Source organism: Massilia sp. UYP32, from assembly GCF_050434365.1.
Taxonomy (GTDB): Bacteria; Pseudomonadota; Gammaproteobacteria; order Burkholderiales; family Burkholderiaceae_D; genus Telluria; species Telluria timonae.
In genome coordinates, this window is record NZ_JBNDIK010000010.1 from 1 (window position 1) to 22054 (window position 22054).

The 22054-nt window shown below is 57.0% G+C and carries 21 protein-coding genes; 7 read left to right on the top strand and 14 right to left on the bottom strand.

Annotated elements, in window-relative coordinates:
- Positions 1–436: 436 nt before the first annotated feature.
- The 5 genes from ABIB42_RS09400 to ABIB42_RS09420 form a co-directional block, all read right to left on the bottom strand.
- Positions 437–640 carry a terminase gpA endonuclease subunit gene (locus ABIB42_RS09400; protein WP_429248249.1) on the bottom strand — a complete coding sequence of 68 codons (204 nt, stop codon included), beginning with the start codon at positions 638–640 and terminating at the stop codon, positions 437–439.
- Between the two features lie 171 nt (positions 641–811).
- Complete coding sequence (locus tag ABIB42_RS09405; protein ID WP_429248250.1) at positions 812–1105, bottom strand: hypothetical protein; 294 nt, start codon at positions 1103–1105, stop codon at positions 812–814.
- Between the two features lie 423 nt (positions 1106–1528).
- Positions 1529–2302 carry a RusA family crossover junction endodeoxyribonuclease gene (locus tag ABIB42_RS09410; protein ID WP_429248282.1) on the bottom strand — a complete coding sequence of 258 codons (774 nt, stop codon included), beginning with the start codon at positions 2300–2302 and terminating at the stop codon, positions 1529–1531.
- Positions 2303–2816: 514 nt separating this feature from the next.
- The gene (locus ABIB42_RS09415; protein ID WP_429248251.1) at positions 2817–3362 is read right to left on the bottom strand and encodes a terminase gpA endonuclease subunit; all 546 of its coding nucleotides are present in this window, start codon (positions 3360–3362) and stop codon (positions 2817–2819) included.
- Between the two features lie 42 nt (positions 3363–3404).
- A complete protein-coding gene (locus ABIB42_RS09420) occupies positions 3405–3695 on the bottom strand; it encodes a hypothetical protein (protein WP_429248252.1) in 291 nt (96 codons plus the stop codon).
- Between the two features lie 564 nt (positions 3696–4259).
- Between ABIB42_RS09420 and ABIB42_RS09425 the strand changes: the two genes are divergently transcribed.
- Together ABIB42_RS09425 and ABIB42_RS09430 are read left to right on the top strand one after the other, a co-directional pair.
- Positions 4260–4880 (top strand): hypothetical protein, encoded by a 621-nt coding sequence (locus ABIB42_RS09425; RefSeq protein ID WP_429248253.1) that lies wholly within the window; start codon positions 4260–4262, stop codon positions 4878–4880.
- Positions 4881–5065: 185 nt separating this feature from the next.
- Positions 5066–5557 carry a GNAT family N-acetyltransferase gene (locus ABIB42_RS09430; RefSeq protein WP_429248254.1) on the top strand — a complete coding sequence of 164 codons (492 nt, stop codon included), beginning with the start codon at positions 5066–5068 and terminating at the stop codon, positions 5555–5557.
- Positions 5558–6674: 1117 nt separating this feature from the next.
- Here the strand turns inward: ABIB42_RS09430 and ABIB42_RS09435 are convergent.
- From ABIB42_RS09435 to ABIB42_RS09445, 3 genes are read right to left on the bottom strand one after another with little or no spacing between them, the layout of a single operon-like run.
- Positions 6675–6938 carry a helix-turn-helix domain-containing protein gene (locus ABIB42_RS09435; RefSeq protein ID WP_429248255.1) on the bottom strand — a complete coding sequence of 88 codons (264 nt, stop codon included), beginning with the start codon at positions 6936–6938 and terminating at the stop codon, positions 6675–6677.
- Between the two features lie 58 nt (positions 6939–6996).
- Positions 6997–7380 (bottom strand): hypothetical protein, encoded by a 384-nt coding sequence (locus ABIB42_RS09440; RefSeq protein WP_429248256.1) that lies wholly within the window; start codon positions 7378–7380, stop codon positions 6997–6999.
- A gap of 23 nt (positions 7381–7403) precedes the next feature.
- Positions 7404–8129: a hypothetical protein gene (locus ABIB42_RS09445; RefSeq protein ID WP_429248257.1), complete on the bottom strand. Its 726-nt coding sequence runs from the start codon at positions 8127–8129 to the stop codon at positions 7404–7406.
- Positions 8130–8467: 338 nt separating this feature from the next.
- Here ABIB42_RS09445 and ABIB42_RS09450 point away from each other — a divergent pair, with 338 nt between their 5' ends.
- Positions 8468–8950 carry a hypothetical protein gene (locus ABIB42_RS09450; protein ID WP_429248258.1) on the top strand — a complete coding sequence of 161 codons (483 nt, stop codon included), beginning with the start codon at positions 8468–8470 and terminating at the stop codon, positions 8948–8950.
- Between the two features lie 792 nt (positions 8951–9742).
- Here ABIB42_RS09450 and ABIB42_RS09455 read toward each other — a convergent pair.
- Both ABIB42_RS09455 and ABIB42_RS09460 read right to left on the bottom strand, forming a co-directional pair.
- Positions 9743–10312, bottom strand: a complete 570-nt coding sequence (locus ABIB42_RS09455) for a hypothetical protein (RefSeq protein ID WP_429248259.1) — start codon at positions 10310–10312, stop codon at positions 9743–9745.
- Between the two features lie 242 nt (positions 10313–10554).
- Positions 10555–11244: an endonuclease NucS domain-containing protein gene (locus tag ABIB42_RS09460; protein WP_429248260.1), complete on the bottom strand. Its 690-nt coding sequence runs from the start codon at positions 11242–11244 to the stop codon at positions 10555–10557.
- Positions 11245–11946: 702 nt separating this feature from the next.
- On the opposite strand from ABIB42_RS09460, the gene ABIB42_RS09465 reads away from it, so the two are divergent.
- Complete coding sequence (locus ABIB42_RS09465; protein WP_429248261.1) at positions 11947–12309, top strand: helix-turn-helix domain-containing protein; 363 nt, start codon at positions 11947–11949, stop codon at positions 12307–12309.
- A gap of 30 nt (positions 12310–12339) precedes the next feature.
- Complete coding sequence (locus tag ABIB42_RS09470) at positions 12340–12849, top strand: hypothetical protein (RefSeq protein WP_429248262.1); 510 nt, start codon at positions 12340–12342, stop codon at positions 12847–12849.
- Between the two features lie 201 nt (positions 12850–13050).
- On the opposite strand, the gene ABIB42_RS09475 is transcribed toward ABIB42_RS09470, so the two are convergent.
- From ABIB42_RS09475 to ABIB42_RS09485, 3 genes are read right to left on the bottom strand one after another with little or no spacing between them, the layout of a single operon-like run.
- Positions 13051–16170 carry a type I restriction endonuclease subunit R gene (locus ABIB42_RS09475; RefSeq protein ID WP_429248263.1) on the bottom strand — a complete coding sequence of 1040 codons (3120 nt, stop codon included), beginning with the start codon at positions 16168–16170 and terminating at the stop codon, positions 13051–13053.
- A 37-nt stretch (positions 16171–16207) separates the two neighbouring features.
- Positions 16208–17611 carry a restriction endonuclease subunit S gene (locus ABIB42_RS09480; protein ID WP_429248264.1) on the bottom strand — a complete coding sequence of 468 codons (1404 nt, stop codon included), beginning with the start codon at positions 17609–17611 and terminating at the stop codon, positions 16208–16210.
- A complete protein-coding gene (locus ABIB42_RS09485) occupies positions 17608–19455 on the bottom strand; it encodes a type I restriction-modification system subunit M (RefSeq protein ID WP_429248265.1) in 1848 nt (615 codons plus the stop codon). The genes ABIB42_RS09480 and ABIB42_RS09485 overlap by 4 nt, the downstream gene beginning before the upstream one ends.
- 46 nt (positions 19456–19501) lie before the next feature.
- On the opposite strand from ABIB42_RS09485, the gene ABIB42_RS09490 reads away from it, so the two are divergent.
- Positions 19502–19879, top strand: a complete 378-nt coding sequence (locus tag ABIB42_RS09490) for an RNA 2'-phosphotransferase (RefSeq protein ID WP_429248266.1) — start codon at positions 19502–19504, stop codon at positions 19877–19879.
- A 172-nt stretch (positions 19880–20051) separates the two neighbouring features.
- Here ABIB42_RS09490 and ABIB42_RS09495 read toward each other — a convergent pair whose 3' ends face one another.
- Positions 20052–20366, bottom strand: a complete 315-nt coding sequence (locus ABIB42_RS09495; RefSeq protein ID WP_429248267.1) for a hypothetical protein — start codon at positions 20364–20366, stop codon at positions 20052–20054.
- Between the two features lie 213 nt (positions 20367–20579).
- On the opposite strand from ABIB42_RS09495, the gene ABIB42_RS09500 reads away from it, so the two are divergent.
- Positions 20580–21665, top strand: a complete 1086-nt coding sequence (locus ABIB42_RS09500; RefSeq protein ID WP_005663913.1) for an acyltransferase family protein — start codon at positions 20580–20582, stop codon at positions 21663–21665.
- Positions 21666–22054: the final 389 nt, after the last annotated feature.

Here is a 22054-nt window from a genome sequence, read left to right on the forward strand (position 1 = left end):
GTTCTGCTGAATACTGCTTCACACGATCTCTCTTGCCCGTCCCCGGTTGGTATTTACTTCATCAGGTGACGCGACAACTATTCTGACACCGGGGGGTCTGGCAAGTGTTCTGGTCGGGGGGGGGGGGCTCGCCTGCACTGGTGACGGTGCCTCACCGCGACTATCGCTTCCTGGCTGCCTGCGGCATAGCCGTCCTAGGTGCCCCGACCATAGGTTCTAAAGTATCCTATTAGGACAGTTTGACAGCCAAGTCGTTGTTGCTGCATGGAAAAAGTTTTTAGTAGGAGAGTTTTCAGGAGCGTCCTAGGTGGACAGCTATTGCTGTGAAGAAAATAGTGTCCTAGTAGGACAGTTTTGAGAGCGTACCTTAGTAAGGGGGTTGGTGCTGCATGGGAAACTCTTCTTGTAAGACAGTTATTGGTATAAAAAAAGTGACCTAGTCGCCGGAGTTGGCGGACATGGTGTCGATGCCTATGGTGCCGCCGCCTTTGACTTTGAGCCGGGACTTAAGCACCTCGTCAACCTCCAGCCATACATCGTCCTTCGCCGGAGCCCCTGTAGTGCTGCGAGTAGGCACGAACCAGGATTCTTCCCGCTCCCCAAAGCCTTTCACCTTCAGCTCCAGACGGTCGTCCTGCACTCGACTGCGCCTTCAGAATGCGCACGCCTGCCGGCACTTCAGCTCCGACACCCAAGCCTCGGACCAAGCCGACAAGACGGCAGCGGCTCTGGACGTTAGCGTGCCAGCGGTGAGCTTACCCGTGGGCATCGGTGTCCTCCTCGGTTAACGGCTTGTCGAGCGGGTCCGCGCTCAGCTCGTCGCAGACCGGCGCACTATCGCCGTGATAGGTTCATGACCAATCGACCGATTTGTCAGCCCAGCCACAATGGGCGCTAGGCAGTCGGACATGGCCAAGAGCATGTCGCGAACCGCGCGCGCCGTGGCGAAAGCAGCTCGACGGGCTTCTTCAGCTTGGATGAGCTGCCCCGACTCCAGCTGGTAGTCGTGCTTTGAGGACAGGGTCAGGTGCGTCTCCGTCATGGCGCGCGCCTTGGCGAGCGTAGCGGCCTCTGCCGGCTCTGGCTTCTCTTGCTTGGTGTTCATGATGCCTAGGCCATCCAGCTCGATGGGTGCCAGTGACTCGTTGTTGGCGGGGTGACTTGCGTGGGGCTGACTCCACGGGCGTGACTGCTGACTCGTCGGCACGCTGCATCATACCGTTCGTGTTTGCGACCACTCGGCATCCGCAATCTTCGGGTCGAGCAGCAGCGTGTCACCCTCACCGTGCTAGATGGCGCGCACAAGGCGACCGGATTTGATGGCTTTCGCTACCGCGGCGCGTGTGGCGCCCGGCAGGCCGAGCTGCTTTCGGTTGTTGGTGTACACAAGTTGCGAGAGAAATTTCGAGTTATGAGTCATGTCGTCCGGGTATCAGTCGAGCGGCGCGTTGAAACCACCAGGTATGGTGGGCAGCCAGGCATGGGCACTAGCATGTAGGAGGGGAAGGGCCATGATTACGTTTTCTGTTCAGCTCAAAACCGGCTGAAGCGGCTGGGTATATTTACGATAGTGCTCGTACCAACGGGACAATGTCACTTCGCTGGGTAATTGGAAGCTCCAGGGCAGGCGGTCTGCCTCCAGCTCAAGGGTGCAGAATCGACATAGGGTCCCAACGTAGTCCTCGTAGTCAGCAAAGAGTGGGGCGCCTTCCTCGCGTACCAGCCACGCGTGGAAGTCCTTGCGAATAGAGATGAAATTGATTTTCTTGCAGGGTTCCAAGGATACGATTGTGATGAGAATATGGGGTGTTTCGCTTGGTTCGGCGTATCGCTTCTCGATAGCCAGAGTCCGAATCTGCTTGTCGTCCCTCCAGATTCCGGCGGCGGAGACGGCGTCCAGAGCCGCCTTGGCATAGTTGTCTACGAGGCCGGTAGGCGTATCAGCGATGAGCGTCTGCGGACGCTTGCAGACTACGTCGATGAGCACCTTGCAGAGCCCAAGGACCGGAGCAGCCGGCGGTGGTAGGTAGGCCACCGCGGCAGCGCGCCAGGAAGCATAAGTCTTCGGGCAGTAAGGCCTGCCACGGAGAGGAACCCGGCGGCCGGATGCTGGCACAGGGGCCAAGGGGATAGTGTAAGTCAGCGTGGTCATACTAGGTATAGAGAAACCACCCAAGCATGACAGGGCACTTCGGACAGCATATTTGTGCAGAGGTACGCAGCTTGGGTAGAGGCGGGGAACCGCTGACCTGAAGCCCGTTCTAGGCCACTTCCAGGGGGCATCGAAGCCCCTTAGAAGCATATAAATATAGAGATATAAGGATGAATCCCTTGAGGTGTGTTGAGCATCTGTGTCCGTCTGCTTCCTCACTGTTGAGCGTGATGCGTGCACCTGAAGCCGGCAGGCCGGCGGGCAGCCAGGGAGCGATGTTTGCAGATTGCGCCGTCACCATGCCTGCGCGCGGCGATGCTCCATGCCATCCCAAAGGTATGGTATGGCTGCGGCTTGCGTAGCGGGCCTGCAGGCGCTCTGCCGGCCTGGATTCGTAGGCTCGTTCTTCTCGGGGGCGTTCGCCTCGCCTACCGCATTAATACATCTCGGGTCGGAGGGCGGGAGCGCTTGGGTATCGGGCCTGTCTAAGCGGCGCCAGCAAGCGTTTGTGGTCGGCTGGAAGGTCGGTCATTTTTGGAGCGCGTTCGCCTCGCCTGTGCGTTTCTAATTCGTCTGGCGTGTGTTCTGGTCGGGGGCTCGCCTGCACTGGTCACTGCGCCTCACCGCGACCATCGCTTCCTGGCTGCCGCGAGAAAGTGTCCTACTAGGACAGTTTTCTAGGAAAGGGTCCTAAAGGACAGTTATTGCTGTGAGGGAAAAAGTGTCCTAGTAGGACAGTTTTCATGACAGTGTCCTGCTGTAAGCGGAAAAGTGTCCTAGTAGGACAGCTATTGCTTTGAGGAAAATAATGTCCTAGTAGGACAGTTTTGACAGCGCACCTTAGTAGGATAGTTATTGCTTTATGGAAAATTTTCCTAGTCGCTGAAATCGACCAACGTGGTGTCGATGCCCATGGTGCCGCTGCCCTGGACTTTGAACCGAGACTTGAGCACCTCGTCAACCTCCAGCTATACATTGTTCTACGCCAGGTACCCGTAGTGCTGCGAGTACGCCACGAGCCAGGATTCTTTCGCCCCCTATAGCCTTTCACCTTCAGCTCCAGACGGTCGTCCTGCACGTCGACCGCGGCCGTCAGGAAGCGCACTCCTGCCGGCACTTCTAGCTTCGGCGCCCAACCCTCGGACCAGGCGGCCAGGACGGCAGCGGCTCCGGAGGTTAGCGTGCCGACGGCGAGCTTACTCGTGGGCATCGGCGTCCTCCTCGCTCAACGGCTTGTCGAGCGCAGCCGCGCTCAGCTCGTCGCAGACCGGCGCACTTCCGCCGTGATAGCCTCATGACAATCGAACCGATTTGTCAGCCCAGCCACGATGGGCGCTAGGCGGTCGGACATGGTCAAGAGCATGTCGCGAGCCTTGCGCGCCGTGGCGAACGCAGCTCGACGGGCGTCTTTAGCTTGGATGAGCTGCCCCGACTCCAGCTCGTAGTCGAGCTTTGCGGACAGGGCCAGGTGCTTCTTCATGGCGCACGCCTCAGCGAGCGTGGCGGTGTCTGCCGGCTCTGGCTTCTCACGCTTGGTCTTCATGATGTTCAGGCCATCCAGCTCGATAGGCGCCAGTGACTCTTGGTTGGCGGGGTGACTTGCGTGGGGCTAACTCTGCGGGCGTGACTGCTGCCTCGTCGCCACGCTGCATCACGCCGTTCGTATTTGCAGAGACTCGGCATCCGCAGTCTTCGGGGCGAGCAGCAGCTTGCCGCCCTCATCGCGCGCACAAGGCGACCGGATTTGATGGCTTTCGCTACCGCGGCGTGTGTGGCGCCCGGCAGGTCGAGCTGCTTTCGGTGGTTGGCGTACGCAAGTTGCGAGAGAAATTTCGAGGTATCAGTCATGTCGTCCGGGTATCAGTCGAGCAGCGTGTTGAAACCACCCGGGTGTGGTGGGCAACCAGGCAACGGAGCTAGCTTTTGGCAGGCGCTGTTTTTCAGATAGCGTCGGGAACGTGCATAGATTCCGGTTCGGCCGAAGCGAACTGAGCGGCTCCGGCTGCTACCTGCTGATTAAGACTGATACCCAATTGAAACTGCTGCCTCTAGTGATGGAGCGGGCTCGCCTTGCGCCCCTGGGGAGAAGACCCTGGAAGGACCCGCGATGGCGAAGGGGATTATGGCGCCATGTCCTGCTCGGCGTAGGGAAATGATTTGTTGCCATAAGGCAACCAATGTGCTGCTGTGGGGTGCTATGCTTCCGGTCCCGCCGGAACAGCAAGCTACGTATATGTTGAAGTATTACCATCACACCGCCGTATCGCAAATCAATCTCGACGATGACGCAGGGCTAAGCTACTTCCAGCTCCGCCAAGTGCTGCACGCTCTCAATGAGCTGTCACTGCATGCAGCTGTCATCCGTGCGAGTAACACCAGTATTGGGCGCTATGTACGCGTTGCCAAAGAAGCGACTCCCGGCCTCTTCGACGTGCAAATATGGATAGTCGACCCCTCTCTGGATGTGCTTGCACCGTTCTATTACGGTAATACCGGACCGGATGAAGTGAGACGTGCGCGGAGCTGCCTGGCTGCGCTGAAGGCCTCAGGCTTAAGCGAAATGCTCGTAGCATCAATAGATGAATACCTCGCGACGACGGACCCAAAGCTGCACGGAAAAATATTCAACAGCGCGCCTGCGTCATCTCGGAGGCCAAAGAATGTGGACACTGTAACTGCGCCATCGCCGAAACCCAGAAAGGTGGGCCATCTAACTGTCGTGAAGTAGTCGCTGAACGCGGAACATTGCCAGGTCAGCGGCGTTATCCCGCATTATCCTGCGGCGGTATACTGCCCAATAAACAGGCAATTCCCTTCCCCAATAGTCAGCATCTAGCTGCTCTGTTGTAGCATAATGGAAACTTTCCGGCGAGCTGCGTACAGCTATCAGAAAGGGGGAGCATGAGTGCACAAATGGCAGACCCAAATGTGGGTATGGTTTCATTCCAGCAGGCGCTGCGCCAAGGAATACTGCAGCTCGCGCCGGTAAAAGGGCACAGCGACCTGTACTCGCACTTCGATGTGCCGGCCCCTGGCGTTGGACGCCTGACCTATGTCCGGCTGGACAAGGCCCGGAACGTGAAGGCATTCGTGGCGTGCATCATGAACGGCACCGTGGACGGCTACCCGTGCGTCTCGCTGGGCTACGCAGTCCCGGAAGATATGCGGGCTCAGGGCCTGGCAAAGCAAATCGTCGAGGACGTTATCCACGACACGCTACTGCAAGTAGGTAAGACAGGCGCCAGGGTGGTGTACATCGAAGCGATAACCGACGTAGAGAACGTGGCGTCGCAGCGAGTAGCCGAAGCGACGCTGGAGGCAGAGCGGGAGAGCATTACCGATGGTGAATCCGGGCGGCCGGCTTACCGGTACACACAGAGGTACGATATTCCTGGCAGGTGCTAAGCACTCAGCCCGTACCATCAATCTTCATAACCGGCTTGGCGAGGCGTCATCTCAGCGACGCGGCCCTGATGTATCAGTTTGAGAGTGTCCTCCGGGGTTTGCGGTGGAGTGGGGTTCAGCTGGGATACCGAGAGCACACGTCTTTCAAGAGCAGTGCATGGTGGCTCATGTGTTTCGTGGCTTCGGGTTGGTACGGGGGCATCGTCTTGAGGTTTCATCCGGGCTCCTTTTGCAGTGCCTTCAGTTTCGGCTCTTCGTGCCGGCACGTCAACGTCCACCTCCTAGCGCGCGTAGGGCAGCTAGGGTCGATGCCTTACGCTGCTTCAGCCCAGTCACCCCACCGTTGATGGGTTGAGTCAGCGCCGTCATGTTGCCCTTGTCGGCGAGCTTATTGCAGCCATTCGACGACCAGAATCATCCGGCGGAATCGGTGGCGTGCTGCGGCTGCAGGAGAAGGTTTGGGTCGCTCAGGCAGTCGACTTCTGAAGCCATAGGTACGCTGCATAGTTCGTCTTATCCGTGAGTTGCTTGAGCGACGACCCCTGTAGAGCCATCCATCGCCAGGCTGCGTGTTGCCCATGCGGCCGGCATATACGTTGTTCGCCAAAGCTTGAGGGTTGCGCGCGTATCGCTGTGCTGCCGCGAGCGTTGGAAAACCGGGATGACCACACCACCATGAGGCGCTCAGCGCTGTAGCTGAGGCCTTCCTCGAGCCGCGTAAGGCCACCACTCTCGACCGCAATCTGAACCAGGAAGTAAGTCGCGCGGACAGGCGTGTCGATGCTCCATCGACCTATTACGGTATTGAGGTGAGGAGCCCAGGTCGAAGCGCAGGAAAGGGTGCAACCGATGGCGGCTATAGCGTTTGGCATAATATTCATGCCTCCGTATAGCGTTTGAGCTAAAAGAAAAACCTCCAGGCGAGAGTGCCAAGGAGGATGAGGGGGGCAGAGAGTCTGCTTTACGATATTACCTCTGCGTTTTTGGCGCAGCTTGTACGACACACACCGGAAAACCTCTACAACCGCTAGGCGAAAGTCAACTTACGGACGCACAAGTTGCAGGACATTGCACTCACAAAGCGAAACTAGAACTGCGCCCCTGCGCGCAGAGGCTTTTACCACTCTGCCAAATCTTCGGGCGCTGCAATGTAGCGCTCTTCTAGCCTCAGCTGCAGTTCGAGCACGGAACACCAGCTGAGCAGTTGCTTGAAGCTGATTTCCTCGGGGTGCCTCTCCAGGTGAGAGAGGCGGTTTTGGCTTAACCCGACTCGGCTGGCCACTGCAGCCTGAGTGAGCTTATGCCTCTTGCGGATTGCAGTTAGCAGCTGGCCTAGATGTGGGGCGGTGATGATGACTAGGCTGGGAGGTGAAGTAGCCATAACAATATCCGGTATTCAGATAAATCATTTTAGCCGAATATCGGATAATTGGCTTATATTAGTAGCACTTTTCCTCTTGAGCTTCAACGGGCACAGGCCAGTCAAGAATGCTGGCTACCCGGCGGATAATCCAGCGAGCTTCCTCTTCTGACGCCCACCGAATGGTGGCAACTATGCGCGGTAGGTACTGGGCCAGAATCTCGGTTTCGGACATGTGAGCCCGCTTTCCCGCTTTCGACTCAGTGGACTTGTCGGCGAGCTGAGTAGCGAGGTGCTCGCATGCGTCCCACCGCGTGAATATTTCCGGGGGTGTTTCTCCCGCAGGGTATAGCTGGCCGTTGTAGGTTTTCATCAGCAGCTTGTCGTGCGCACCTGCCACGGCACCGCGGTGCGAGGGTCTGGGAAAGTCTGCGGGGACGTTGCTGTAGCTCTCTTCGTTCATAGCTCTTCTCCTTGCCTGACCTGTTAGGGTGCTTTCGTTTCGGCGGCACCCCAAAAGCCGACAGTGGCCTTGTTGAGGCTGTGGTCTAACGCATCCCAGGCGAAACTGGCACCGCGGATTAGCATGCCAATTATTTCGACCAAGCGCTGCATCGATTGGATGGTAGAGCCCACATCCCGCCACTTAATACCCAAGGCACCAATGTCAATGAGCTGGTACTTATCCACCACGTGACGTACTTCCGTATGTGCCGATACTTTGTCTCGGATTGTATGGAAAGCTTTCGTCGAAGCAGCAACGGAGAGCGTAGCCCAAGTATCAACCAACTCTTGGTGGAGTGCCAGAAACTGGGTTCGCAACTCAGCCTGCTCCTTGCGCTCCCATACACGTAGCGCCTCCACAATCTCGGGGTCAGTTTCATCTTCGGTTGATGGCGAAACGAACGCCGCGTACCGGTCTTCGAGAGTCTTTCGGAGAGGCGTATCCTCAAGCGCCTCGACGATTTTATGGATGCTGGGAGTCCGCTCGTCCCTGTCGTAGCAGAGCTTTGCTATATCTTGTGCGCATGACAGAAACAGGGAGTGACGCAGGATGAGGAAGCCGCGGTGCTGCGCTCCGGAACCTTTCGCACGTACTACGGTCTCGTCGAACAGCATCGGCCCGAGCATGGCGAACTTCTCTCGCAGCCCGATGAAAATGTCGAGCAGGTGGCTCGAATGTGCTTCAAGTTTTTCAATTCTTGTTGGCATTATTGCAACGTCAGGTAAGCTTGTGGGGATTACTCTACACGGCAGCCTGCCGTAGTTCCAGAACCGCACGCTATAGCGGACAGGGAAGGTCGGCGAGCGTCAGCAGGCTGCATGACTCTACTCTAACGTCGGAGAGGTTTCCTACCCTACACATTTTCCCACCCCGCAGTGCCCTCCAAAGCGAGCAGCTTACCCGAGCGTTCCGACCTTACGCGGCGTTGCGTTGCGAAACCGGACAGGCCGGGCCAATCGCTGGCGGACGTTTGCTCAAACATCTTTGGCAAGTATCATTGTTCACATTCCGTAGGGCCATCCCGGCTGGGAATATAGGAACCGAAATGCGCAAAGGACCTTCCGCCCACATCTACCGCCACGCTATGGAGTTTTACAACTTGGCAGCTCCTGCCTTTGAAAACAATGCGGCGCTCGCAGCGAGTCCAATGGCGGTTACTTGCAACCTGGCGCTGTGCGTTGAACTGCTGCTGAAGTGTGCCGACGCCGGCGTGGATGTGCCTCCGCATAAGGAGGGCGAATTGCTCGCAAACGCCAACGTTTATTCAAATCTGAAGGGTGGAGGCCACGACCTGAAGAAGATGTTCGAGCGCATGGACGCCGACATTGCTGACAAGCTGACCGCTCTGTACCTGGACGTGACTGGAGAAGACCTGCTTAGTGCGCTGACAAAGTGCAAGGACTACTTCATTCACGCACGATATGCCTACGAACGCGAGAGCGCACACAGGTACAGTCCATCTGAAATCAAAAACCTTGCCGACGGTCTCAGCGCAGCGCTTCTGAAAGGCTGGGGCCCTGCTACTTAGGAAGCACCTCCCTGGAGGCGTGCCAGGCATCCCGCATGGCACCTGGGCATTCTCCGGCCGAGCATCTCGCCTGGTCCTTGCGCGCACACATTAACCGCTTGCCGCCTGCGCAGCGCCGGACTCCCTCGCGATGGAGTCCGGCTTGCTCGACTCGGCGCTTGGAAGGGGAGGGATGGCGTCCCGCGGATTCGGCCCGACCGGAATAGCGTGGGTTCGCTTAAGGGAAGTGACATGGTTTACGTCTGTGTAGCCAGCTCCTTTCGTTCGGAGATGCCCAAGCAGCACAGGCTGGCCCGGCTCAAGAGATGCTCACGGGGAGGCGCGGTGGCGTCGTGCTCGGTGCACGACTACACGACTGCGCGTCGAGATGGCGAAGCGAAAGCAGCCTGCGGGTTAGCGCCCCGTCATCGTTCCTGGCTGCCCGCCGCCCCGCGGCTCTAGGTGCATGGTCGAGAAGTGATGTTTAACTGCTGAGTTGAAATCCGACTAAGAAAACTGTCCTAGTAGGACACTTATTGCCATAATGAAATTATGGTGACTTATTTTTGATTTTATAACTTATAAAATGAAAAATAGGTTGTTTTAGGCGAAGGCTCCCGCAGGGCACATGGCTCCCGGCTGCGATGGCTCCTGCTCGGGCGCGAAGATGCTTATGCAGCACAGGCTGGCTAGGCTAGGGAGGCGCCCAAGGGTATTGAGATGGCGTACCCCGAACTGTTCACACCAAAAGTGTCCTACTAGGACACTTTTGGACGGGAGTGTGAGTCGCCAGTCGTATGGCCCGTTGACACTTCAGGGACAACATTTAACGATGACATTGGGACTGTACGCTTGCCGGTGATGTAGCTGTTGCTCCAATGCTTCTGCAATTAGATACTCCGCTTCCTCCTGAACAAGTGACCAGTCTTCCAGGAGAAAGCGCCAAGCCTGCTCGACTTCTTCGGAATTCAGTTCGAAGTCGGCAATATTTGTGATTCCCATGGATTTTAGGTCGGAAGCTGATACCTCGCCGCAAGCAATTTTGATGTCAAGAGCCCCAGCTACGAAATCAGGGTCTGTCTCGCCGCGCAGAATTTCTTCTGCCACTAGGCCAGCCATCCCATACAGTGTCCGCCAGTTGTCTGGGAGGTCTGCAGCGGGCATCCCGTGTCTTGTAGCGGTGTTATGCATTACCTGTGGACAAGTGCGAGGACGAAACTGTCCACGCCAAGCTATCTCATCTGGACTGCGGTTCAGGTTTTCCCAGACTACAGCGTCGCCGGCGCCGCCGAAGCGGTGATACATGGCTTTGTGTCCGGCTTCATGGTATGCGGCTAAACGCAGGTCACGCATTGCTAATTGGTCTTCTGTCAGTTCGAACATGTTTCTGAATCTCGTTATGGGACAGAAGTATAGTGTCGGCCACAAGGCATAAATCAGCGTCGCTGCTCTTGATTGCGTTATTTCCCTAGCTGTTCGCGAACTATTTTTACGCGGTGTCGTTTTTTACAGTAGCCATCGCGGAACGAAGATTGATGTCTTGTAGCTTTCTGCTCAAAACGGCGTCTTGAGCGAGCTCGTCGATGTCCTGGTCTAACCCCGGCACTCGCAGCGTCCGCAAGTACCTACTGAGGCTGGACAGTGGCTTCTTCAAATGCGAACTGCACCTGATAGGTCACCAGCTTCAGACCAGGAATCGCTTTCGCCGCCCAACGCTGCGGTTCTCCGAACCCGCTGGCAACGAGAATAGCCCGCGGCGGCTTTCCTTCTTTCTCTGCGTACCAGCCGATGTACCGAGCAATCTGGCCAATCGAAGAGTCTTTTGCCTCACCGGCCTTCAACTCAATGATGACGGTCCGTCCCTCTCTGTCCCGCGCGAGCAGGTCCAGGCGGCCAATGTCGCTGGATTCCTGACGTGACACCAGAGTTAGGCCAGGCTCTAGCACATCGAGGTGGCTCACTATTTGGTCTTCAAGGTCGCGCTCAAGGCTCAGACTGCTTTCTACGTATTCAGTTAGGTCCTGAGGCGTTGACTCACCGACCACGGCAGCGGCCAGCTCGCTGGTGTCGACTGACGAATCGAGTGTGAATACCGCCTTTTTGCCCTTGAAGTCCGGAGCAGCTCGCCGACCCGCATCCAGCCAGAACTTTGCGTGAGACTGACTGGATGCGTTATTTGCCCACCAGGCGTGATACTGCTTCGCGGAATTGGGCAGGCCTCCGACTACGACCCTGTCTAATTCGTCGAACGACAGGACGATTCGTGGCTCTTGGCTGGCAAGCAGCAGGGGCGTCAACTGGGCGTATCGGGACATTCGGGCCTCAGCGGGTACATGAATTGCACCAGCTTACAGGTGTCGTTCACTTGCTGGCAATCACTGAGTAGCATCTGGGTGCGGCCGGCTTCGCGGTCCAACTACCACAGGAGACGTCCATAGCATTCATCGTGGATTGGGCGTCCAAGTCTTTAGCCGCACGCCGGCGCTCTTTCAACAGCACACCGAGCAATACCATCAGTGCATCATGAAAGGTCACAAAAATTGTGAAAAGCGCAGCCGACGAAAGGTCACCTTCAATTGTGCAAAAGTCGGCGCCTTTACTTACCCAGCGCTCTCGTCTCGGTTCTAACCGATTCATTTATTGAGAAGTTTCGTCGATATGCGCTTGGCAGCGGCTCGTTTTTGCACAAACTAGGTGACTTTGCCTCTCATCAGGAATGGTTTGCACAATTTCTGTGACCTTGCACGCTGTAGTAGCACCCATAAGCTGAGATTTCCATCCCCTAGAAGTCATTGATTTACCGAGCCGTGGGAAGCAGCCTTTGAGATTTTGTCTCCGCAGTAGCAGCGGCTCTTCTGTACTGCGCCGCTGCCAATGGCATCCACCGGGCGTCGTCGGCCCCTGGATGCTGACTTCTACCCTTAAGCGCCGAACAAGCCTAGCAAACCAATACTTGCATTAATAGCGAACTTGAGCTAGTATTAGCGTACTTTCTAGTGCAAAAGGACGAACTAAAGATGATGGCCAAGCAACTACCCAAGGTTACAGACCCAAACTTCCGCGCGGCGCTGAAGGAAGCGCGCCTGGCCGCCAAGCTGAGCTTCCGCGAGTTGGCAAAGCGCGCCGAAATTCACGAAGTGATGCCGTCGCGTTACGAAAACGCGGAGCACAGCAACGCAACGCTGCCCAGTTTAAAAACATGGGAAAAGCTCAACGAAGTTCTGTTTGCAGACAGCATCAGTACCGCTGGTATCGAGGCGCTAACCACTTCCCCGAGCGCGGCACTGCCCGATGCACGGTTGCTTCGGGATGCCCCTATCGACGAAATCGTCGCCGAATTGAAGCGGCGCGGCGCCGCGTCAGTTTCGATTAACTGGTAACTCCCTCAGAACAATCCGGAGGACATAGACATGGCGCAATCGACCGCACTGAGCTTCGAAGATGCGAATCGCATTACTCGACTGAAAACCCGTGTGGAGTGCATCCAGTTTGTAAAAAACGTTGAGGTGACTCGGCCGGACCTCGCCACAGCCGCGCGCCGCCATTGCATTGAGGCGCTACTCAATGAGCAAGGTTTAACCGACGCGTTGCTTCGCGACATCTGGGGCGGAGTCTGCGCCTATGAAGAAGTGCTGTACCTAAAGCACAAAAAGTATTTGAAAGCGGGTAACACCCGTGCAGCAATTCGGCATAACGGCGCAATTGGGGGCGTAGAGGTCATGGTCCTCAAGCCTAGGACAGAGGGGTTCGCGCGCATGCAAAGCGCTGGCTTGCTTGATAGGACTTTCGAGTTTGTTGTACTTCGACACGCCGAGGATTTCAGGCCATTGGTCGTGGCTACTGCAAGACGGAAGCTCAAGCTGTGGGTCGACGAAGAAGGCGGCTTTGCCACCCCCGACTTGAGGTGCATCCATCAATAAATGTCTCAATGGATGCGTTTCAAAATCTCAAGTTGTGGGTCTTGTTACACACGCTATTCATAGAGGTACCTTGGCAGACCTACTACCCCACTCTAGGATAACGCGGGATAAGGTAGTGATGCTGGCAACTGTCGGAGCACGAGCTGCCCGTGTATTTCGCTCCAGGCGTAATTCGAGGAATAGGCAACGGTCGTGCTCACGCTAGTTCGCAGGCCTAGTTCCTCCATCCATCGATTTGTTTCGCAGAGCTTCATACAGCTGCGCTGGCCCAAGCAGGATGTCGCGCAGGCCTTCTCGGACCCGTTCAGACCCCAACGCCTGCGTGCTCATGGTCTGGTGAGCGTCGAGCGCGTCCATAATCGCATGCATGACCGCATCCTTCAGGTCGGGCGAGTTGGCGAATTGTTCCTTGCTGTTGCTGGCGGCCTGGCGTATCAAAGTCTCATTCTCCAGCAACTTGCCTTTAAGGACGCCGTTGACGTAGACGAGCTGGTCGTCGTCGGTGAGTTCTCCTTCGAACAAACCGTTCACCTTCTCGATGATTTCGTTTAGGTAAGCCTGCTGTTTCTCCTGCACGCTGCCGCTGCCGACCGCGTCAATTGGTGGCAGCCTGTAGCTACCGTCTGCGTTCAGCCCCATCGACTGCTTACCCTGGCTTTTCAGCGTGTGGTGGGTCAGGACCACTTTGCTGAGGTCCACCGTATCGCGCTCGCGGCCGAAGTCCAGCAGGGGAATAAGGCGCTTGTAGAACAGGAAGCGCTTCTCGATGTCAGTATTGCCGTAGTCGAAAATCTGGCTAAGGAAGGCATAGAGCCGTACGTACGCTCCCATGTCGTTCTTAAACAGAAGCAGAGCTTCCAACTGGTCCTTGGCGGCGCGCGCGGCCTTGTCGTCACCCTTCTCATCGGCTACCAGCTTCTCCTGCTGCGCGGCCTTGTAGCGCTTGAGCAGGCGGTCAGCCACGGGGGCAATGGCGGCGTCGAGCTGCTTCTGTGTGCCGTTCGGGTCCAGGTCCACTTTGGCGACTCGGTCTACCTCGTAGTCGTCATAGAAACCGGTGGCGTCGAGTTTTGCGCGCAGGTCGTAGACCAAGTGCGGGTCAGTTACCGCTTCCATCTCTGCGGTTTCGTAATACGTCTTAAAAGCTTTGAGAATTTCCGCCGGCTCGTTGACGAAATCGAGCACATAGGTGGCGTCTTTTCCTGGGTGAGCACGGTTCAAACGAGAAAGCGTTTGCACGGCTTGAATACCACCGAGCATCTTGTCCACATACATCCCGCACAGCAGCGGCTGGTCGAAGCCCGTCTGGAACTTGTTAGCGACCAGCAGCAGGTGGAAGTCTGGCCCTTTAAACACCTCGCGAATTTCCCTGCCACGAAGGCCGGGGTTCAAGGCATCGCTGGTCTCGGTAACTGGCTCAGGAAAGCTTTCGGTGTCGTCCACCTCGCCAGAGAAGGCCACAAGTACGCCCAGTGGATAGTTCTGCTTGGCGATATAGGCCCGAATGGCCTTCTGCCAGCGTACGGCTTCCTTGCGGCTACCGACCACCACCATTGCCTTGGCCTTGCCCTCCAGTAGGGGCTGCACATTCTCGCGGTAATGCTCGACAACGATTTGCACTTTGCTCGCGATGTTGTACGGGTGGAGTCGTACCCATTGCATGAGGCCTTTCATCGCCGTGCTGCGCTCGACCGCCTTATCGTCCCACTCCTGCCCGTCGTGAGCCAGCTTGAAGGCGAGCTTGTAACTGGTATAGTTTTTCAGCACGTCGAGGATGAAGCCTTCTTCGATGGCCTGGCGCATCGAGTAGACGTGAAAGGGTTGCGGCAGTCCGTCAGGGCCTTTGCGGCCGAACAGTTCCAGCGTCTTCGTTTTTGGGGTCGCGGTGAAGGCCACGTAGGTCAGACCCTTCACACCCGAGCGGGCCTCCATCTGCGCAGCGAGCAGCGCTTCGGTGTCCACTTCGCCCCCGTCCTGCAAATCTGCCCATTCCTGAGCCGACAGGAGTTGCTTGAGCTTGGCTGCCGCCTCGCCCGTCTGCGAGCTATGCGCCTCGTCGGCAATCACGGCGAAGCGCTTCCCCTCCGTGGCAGCCAGTTCCTGTACGGCCTGCAGTGCATGAGGAAAGGTCTGGATGGTGCACACGATGATTTTCTTGCCGCCCTTCAGCGCTTGGCCGAGTTGGGCGCTCTTGCTGCCGTGCTCGTTGGTGATGGTGGCCACCACGCCGGTCGTGCGTTCGAAGTCGAAGATTGCCTCTTGCAGCTGGGCGTCCAGTACAGTGCGGTCGCTGACCACGAGCACGCTGTCGAACAGCTTGTTGTGCTGGGCATCATGCAGGTCCGCCAGGAAGTGCGCGGCCCAGGCAATCGAGTTAGTCTTGCCCGAACCGGCCGAATGCTGAATCATGTAGCGCTCGCCGGGACCCTGGTCCAGCACATCGGCCACCAGCTTGCGCGTGGCGTCTAGCTGGTGGTAGCGTGGGAAGATGACGGCTTGCGGCTGCTTCTTGTCGTTGCGCTTGCAGATGAGGTAGCGGTGCAGGATGTCCAGCCAGCTGTTACGTGCCCATACTTCCTCCCACAAGTATGCTGTCGCAAAGCCGTCCGGGTTTGGGGCATTTCCGGCACCACCGGCGTTGCCTCGGTTGAAAGGCAGGAAGGTCGTCGCCGGGCCTGCCAGCTTGGTTGCCATCATCACCTCGGTCTGACTCACCGCGAAGTGCACCAGTGCGCCACCTGGGAAGCCTAGTATCGGCTCCAGCATGCCGCCCTTGGGCTGCGGGAGACGGTCGAACCGATACTGGTCCACGGCATCCTGTACGTTCTGGGTGAAGTTGCTCTTCAACTCCACCGTGGCCACCGCAACGCCATTGAGGAACAGCACCAGGTCAAGTTCGTCTTTCGGGTTGTTTGGCGAGTGGCAGACTTGCCGCACCACGCGCAACCGGTTGGCCGCGTACTTTTCCTGAATGGCCGGGTTGATGGCCAACGCCGGCTTGAACTGCGCCAGGTCCAGGGGCTCCTTCAGACCCAGCATCTCCACACCTCTACGCAGTACGTCCAGCGTGCCGCGCTCGTTCAAATTCTTGCGCACGCGCTCGGCTAGTACCTGTGGCAACGCTGCACCGTGAGTCTTGTTCAAACGCAGCCAGCTTTCAGGCTGCGTGGCATCTACCCATGCCAAAAGGTCCGGAAGGAAGAGCCCGCTGGGGCGGTCGAAATGCGCGGCGTCGCCTTCTGCGTACAGCCAGCCGCTGACGGCAAGATGGGTGCAGATTTCGGTTTCGAAGTGGTGCTCCTGGTGCAAGTTATTGCTCATGCTTCTCCCCAATTCATTCTTTCGTACGCATGCTGGGTCAGTTTTCGGCGTAGTTGCGCTCCAGGAGTGCCTGAGCCTGCGTCAAGTCGGCAGGGGCGTGCACGCACAGCCCTTCGTCACCGGTGCCCAATGGCTCAGCTGTGGCCTCCTCCAACGCGTCACGGACGTCGATTTGGCCGGTGACAGCCGCGGAGATGAGGGCACAGCGCCGCTCTTGAAGCAGCGCGATACCCTGCTCAGCAGTAGTCGCCAGCGTCTCAATCTTTGCTAGTTCAGCATTAAGAAATTCGTATATTTTTTTCTGCTCTGGGATTGGTGGGCATACAGCATAAAGCGAAGTGATTTGGTCCACGTTTAAATTCATCTGCGTGCTGACCGTGGCCGTCTGCAACATTGGCGGCTTCATCGCGATTAGCATGTAGTATAAGAATTGAAGCTCGATGTCGGATTTCGGCACCATGCCCACGATGCTGTCAGGAAAATAGGCCGGGAAGTCCAATATTGCAACGTCACCGATGTTTGCGGCGATGGCCATTACGAGTGTGCCTGCAGGAAATTCCTTGCTTACGGCTGCCCCGCGCTCATTGAGGGTCTGCTTGAAATTTTGGATATAACGGCCGGCGCTAGTAATGTCGCCGGTCTGCACGAAGGGAAAGTCACCGTCATAGAATGCGGGGTCATTCCGCGGCCGGTGGCTGAATCTGCCGCGTAGGACGTCCGCAAGGTGTCGAAGCTGCATTATTTTCCAATGCGCCGGCACTTCGCCCAGCCAGGTCACGCCGGCATTGTTCATCGGGGTATTAGGGTTCAGACCTCTTGTCACGACGTGCGAGATTGTAGTCAGACGTTTTTCATCCAGCAGGACAATGAGCTTTTTTTGCTCGGCAATCAGCGTGTCGATTTTGGCGGTTTCGCGGTCAAGGAACGCGGCAATGGCGGTTTGTTCAATCTTCGAAGGCAGCACTACCGGCATGCGCTTCAAGTCGGCATATTTCATTGATTGTCGAAGGCCGCCGCCCATAGAATAGAAGACCTTCGTCAGGTCATAGGCTCGCAGTAGATACGCGAGAAATCTAGGCTCGATTCCTCGTGGCTGTAGCGCCAAGTAGGCGGAAGTGATAATGCCTTGCTCTTGAACGATGGCGCTCCGAAGGCTGCGCTTGTCGTTTTGGAGGTCGGTCAGCCGCAGAACAATATCGCCGGGCCGGACGATTTGATAGGTCTCGAAAGATTCGGGAAGCAAGCCATTGTTGGAGTCGATGTCTTTTCGGACGATTCGCCCATAGCTTAGCGAAAGAAGATTGTTTTCTAGCATCCCAATATTGGACTCGGTGCGCTCGTTTGCGACGCTCAGCAATGGGGAAACATTCCACTGCTCAGGTACACGTGGGAGCCAGGGACTGCCGCTTTCTTTATACTTTTGATACTTCCGTACGGTCATTCGGCCAACTCCTCTAACATCTTCATGATGTTGGCTGTGACGGTTTTCAGCTCATCGTCGATGACATGCAAACTGCGGGGCTGTTCGAATACGTAGAAGTGGCGATTGAATGGAATCTCGTAACCGACTTTGTTCTTCTCCTTGTCAATCCAGGCATCGGCCGCATGAGGCAGCACCTCACGCTCAAAATAGGCCTGTATGTTTTCGGTTAGTGGCACGTTCTCGGTGTCACGCAGTGCTGCGTCGGGCTGGGGCTTGCCCTTTTGCTTGCCCTTAACCCCCACGACCGTATTCCCTGCCTCGTCTTTCATCGGGCGCTCGACCGTTATGGTGGTATAGCCAAACTCCTCGTTGCGGAAAATTCGCGAAATAGGTAAACGGTTAAGCCTGCCGCCTTCTGGTGCGACCGGCATGTTGTCAGTGCCGGTAACGAGCTGCGGCTCTAGAAGTGCGGTGCCTTCGGCATCAAAAACGGTGACGAGTTCAGCTTCAATGAAATCACCGAAGAGACGCGTGACCGTGACGATGTGCGCATCGCTCATCTGCTTGCGCTTGCTGCCTAAGCTCTTACGCATCTTCTGCCAGTAACCACTCGCGTCGATGAGCTGCACTTGGCCCTTGCGGTCGTTCGGCTTCTTGTTGGATAAAATCCAGACATATGTTGCGATGCCTGTGTTGTAGAACATATCAGTGGGCAGACCGACAATGGCTTCCACTAAGTCATTTTCGAGCACATATCGGCGGATTTCGCTCTCGCCGCTGCCGGCGCCACCCGTAAACAGCGGTGAACCATTTAGCACGATGCCGAAGCGGCTTCCCCCCTCGCCGTTCACGACAGGCGCCATCTTCGAAAGCAGGTGCATCAGAAACAGCATGGAACCGTCGGTGACGCGCGGCAGGCCTGGACCGAACCGGCCGTCGAAGCCCTTGCTCTCATGCTCTTGGCGCACCACCTTTTCGACCTTCTTCCATTCCACGCCGAAGGGCGGGTTGGACAGCATGTAGTCGAACTTTCGTCCGGCGTGACCGTCGTCACTAAGTGTGTTGCCGGCGATGATGTTCTCTACTGGCTGACCCTTGATGAGCATGTCAGCCTTGCAGATGGCATAGGATTCGTCGTTAAGCTCCTGGCCAAACATAGTCAGACGCGCCTGCGGGTTGTGCTCCAGCAGGTATTCGCCAGCAATCGACAGCATGCCGCCAGTGCCAGCCGTGGGGTCGTAAATAGTGCGCACTACAGCGCTGCCTGGGGTGAGCACGTCGTCATCTTCAATGAAGAGCAGGTTCACCATCAGGCGGATGACTTCACGCGGAGTGAAGTGCTCACCGGCTGTTTCGTTGGAGATTTCGGCGAACTTACGAATCAGCTCCTCGAACACGAGGCCCATACTGTTGTTGTCCACAACCTCGGGATGGAGGTCGATGTTGGCGAACTTCTCAGTAACGAGGTACAGCAGGTTGGCCTTGGCCAGGCGCTCTACCTGCGTGTAAAAGTCGAAGCGCTCGAAAATGTCGCGCGCCGCCGGAGAGAACCCCTGGACGTACGCGTAGAGGTTTTGACGGATGTGGTCCTGGTCACCTAGCAGCGTTACTAAATCTAGGGGGGAGGTGTTATAGAAGCTCAGTCCTGCCTTCCGCAACAGGAATGGTTCTGGATTCAGCCCAGCCTTGGTTTTGGTATCGAACTCTGCTAGTACAGCTGTCTTGGTCGCCTCCAGCACGCAGTCAAGGCGACGCAGCACGGTGAAGGGTAGGATGACGCGGCCGTATTCGGACTGCTTGTAATCGCCGCGAAGAAGGTCAGCGACAGACCAGATGAAGGACGAAAGGGCCTGATGGTTCATTTGCTACCTGTTCAATGTTGTGCAGCGAAAACAATCATCGTAACACTTGAGAAAGGCCCACGGTGGGCCTAGAAGCAATTCCGACGAAGGGCAATGTATTCGGAGTTGCTACGCCATTCCCGGGTCTCGCCGTGACGTCCACCTGTCTGCCACCCAAGAGACCGCAGAGGCTGTGGGCGGTCCCAGAGGCGCTCCGGTCATCATAACCATCGAGACCCGTCCTCTGGTCCGCGACGGGTTTGAGTTTCACCAGGTAGGGAACGGGGTTTGGCTATCGCGCACGTGCCGGCCAAGTATTTACGTTTCGCAATGTGAACAGTCACATAAGTGCCGATTGAAGCCAAACGTGCAACGGCAGGTCAACCCGATGCAAAAGTGTCCTAATAGGACACTTTTGCGGTTGGCGAGCCTTTCGGCTCCTTAACCCTGGTGAAAAGTGTCCTACTAGGACACTTTCAACCAGTGAGTCACCACAACCAGGGTTGGCCCCATTAGTACGCTTCCGCTGTAAACGACGAGCGGCATGCTGGAAGCTGCAGTCCGAAGCGGCTCGCACAACGCTACTGCGGGGTGCTTCCTCCGGCAAGTAGACTTTATTAAAAGGCTAACCAAACCGTGTCCCTAGTACCCAGCGGTGGTTCCGGGCCGGGGTAAGTAACGTCATCGTCGCGGGAAAAATTTTGGGAAAAATCGTCGGAATTTCTTCCCAATCCTTCCCCGACTTGCCCGATACTGCCCAGATGGAATATGATGTGATTCAAGGAGTTACGGTAAACCAAGCCACTTTTTCCAAATGCACCCAAGGCCTCCGAAGCCAAGGGTCGCTGGTTCGATCCCAGCCAGCCGCGCCATTCCGGCATCATTGCCATCGTTTTCCTTTCTCCTTCCGAACGTCCCGCATGCGCCAGCATGTCGCGGTCTCGCGTCCGTGCTCGCCGCTCATACCGCGCATTCGACACTTTTGTGTAATGACGCACGCGCACAATTGACATTGATCAGTGTTGACTTTAAGGTAAGTGGGAGTTGGCAGGCCCTTCATTGCCGGCAGGCTCGATTCGGCAGTTTCTCGTGCCATGCGCGACGACTTTCCCGCGCATGTTCCGCACTCTTGAAAAGGACCTTCCATGACCCTCGACCATGGCCTTCGCGACCGTATCGCACTTCTGCGGTTCGTCATGATCTTCGGCGTCATCATGCTGCATACACCGCAGTACGTGCCCATGGCCGAGATCGGCAATGGCTGGTTCGATGCCACCAAGGCCTTTTTCCAGCTCGCCGTGTTCCGCGCCACCGTCCCGGTGCTGACCGTCATTTCGGGATTCCTGCTGTTCGGCGCCGCCCTCGATCGTGCGCCGGCCCGCCTGTTCAGCAAGAAGGCGCGCACCATCCTGCTGCCCTTCCTGTGCTTCAACCTGCCGCTGCTGCCCCTGGCGCTCGGAGCGCAACTGTTTGCCGGTGTCGAGATGTCCGCGCAACTGTGGCCTTTTGAACCGATGGCCTGGCTCAACGCCGCCTTCGGCCTGACGGCGTCGCCCGTGAATTACCCATTGAACTTCCTGCGCGACCTGCTGGTGCTCATCCTGCTCGCGCCGGCATTCGGCTGGTTACTGCGCAATTACGCCTGGCCGGGCCTGGTGCTGGTGTCGGTGGTGTTCTTCAAAAACTACGATGGCGTGCTGGTGCTGCGCGACGTGATGGCGGTGCTGTTCTATGTGGGCGGCATGGCCGCCGTGCGCGGCTGGAACCTGCGCCTGCTCGACCGATACGCAGTGCCGTGCTTCCTGTTGTTTTTGCTCGCCTGCGCCGCCATCGTGCATTTCCGTGTCGCGAACACGACCTATCTGCGCCTGGTCGCTCCGTTCCTGATCTGGCCGGCTACCGCCTGGCTGGCGGCGAGCCGGCTCGGGCCCTGGCTGGTCGGCATGAGCAAGTACAGCTTCTTCATGTTCCTGGCGCACGCCCCGGTGCTGTTGCTGACCTGGCTCCTGTACAGCCGCTATGGCAGCGCCTTGCCCTATCCCTTGTACTGGGTCATGGCGCCGGTGCTGGTGACGGCCATCCTGGTCGCCGTCTACCGTATCGCCAACGTCCTGATGCCGCGGCTGTTCCCTCTGCTCATAGGCGCAGGACGACGCGCGCGGCAGCCGGCACCGGCGGCCGGCGCCATGCCGGTGGTGGATGCGCCCCAGGCCGCCGGGGCGAAACTCTGAGGCGCACACTTGCTATAAATCAATATTAGCTTTAAAACAATAGCGCACGATATCCATCGTTGCGCTGCATACTGTTGAGTCAATGCTAAAATTTCTTTCCCTAAGCGCAGGTGAGCTTTGCAACAGTCTGTCTTACCCGTGTTGCATTGACCTGACGCGGCAGTGAACCATCGTTGAGTCTGCTTGTGTTTCCATGCTATATTTACTGTTAAAAATATAGCAAAAAACTACCATGCTTGTGATATATAAAATGCATGGTTAAGCAATGGTTGTCTGGATTTGCTTGTACAGGCGACAAGTCATCGACATTACACAGCGCTGACCTACTATGGCGAGCACATGATCAGCGACAAGCGGCGTGGGGAAACATGATGACAGGGCTGTTGCCC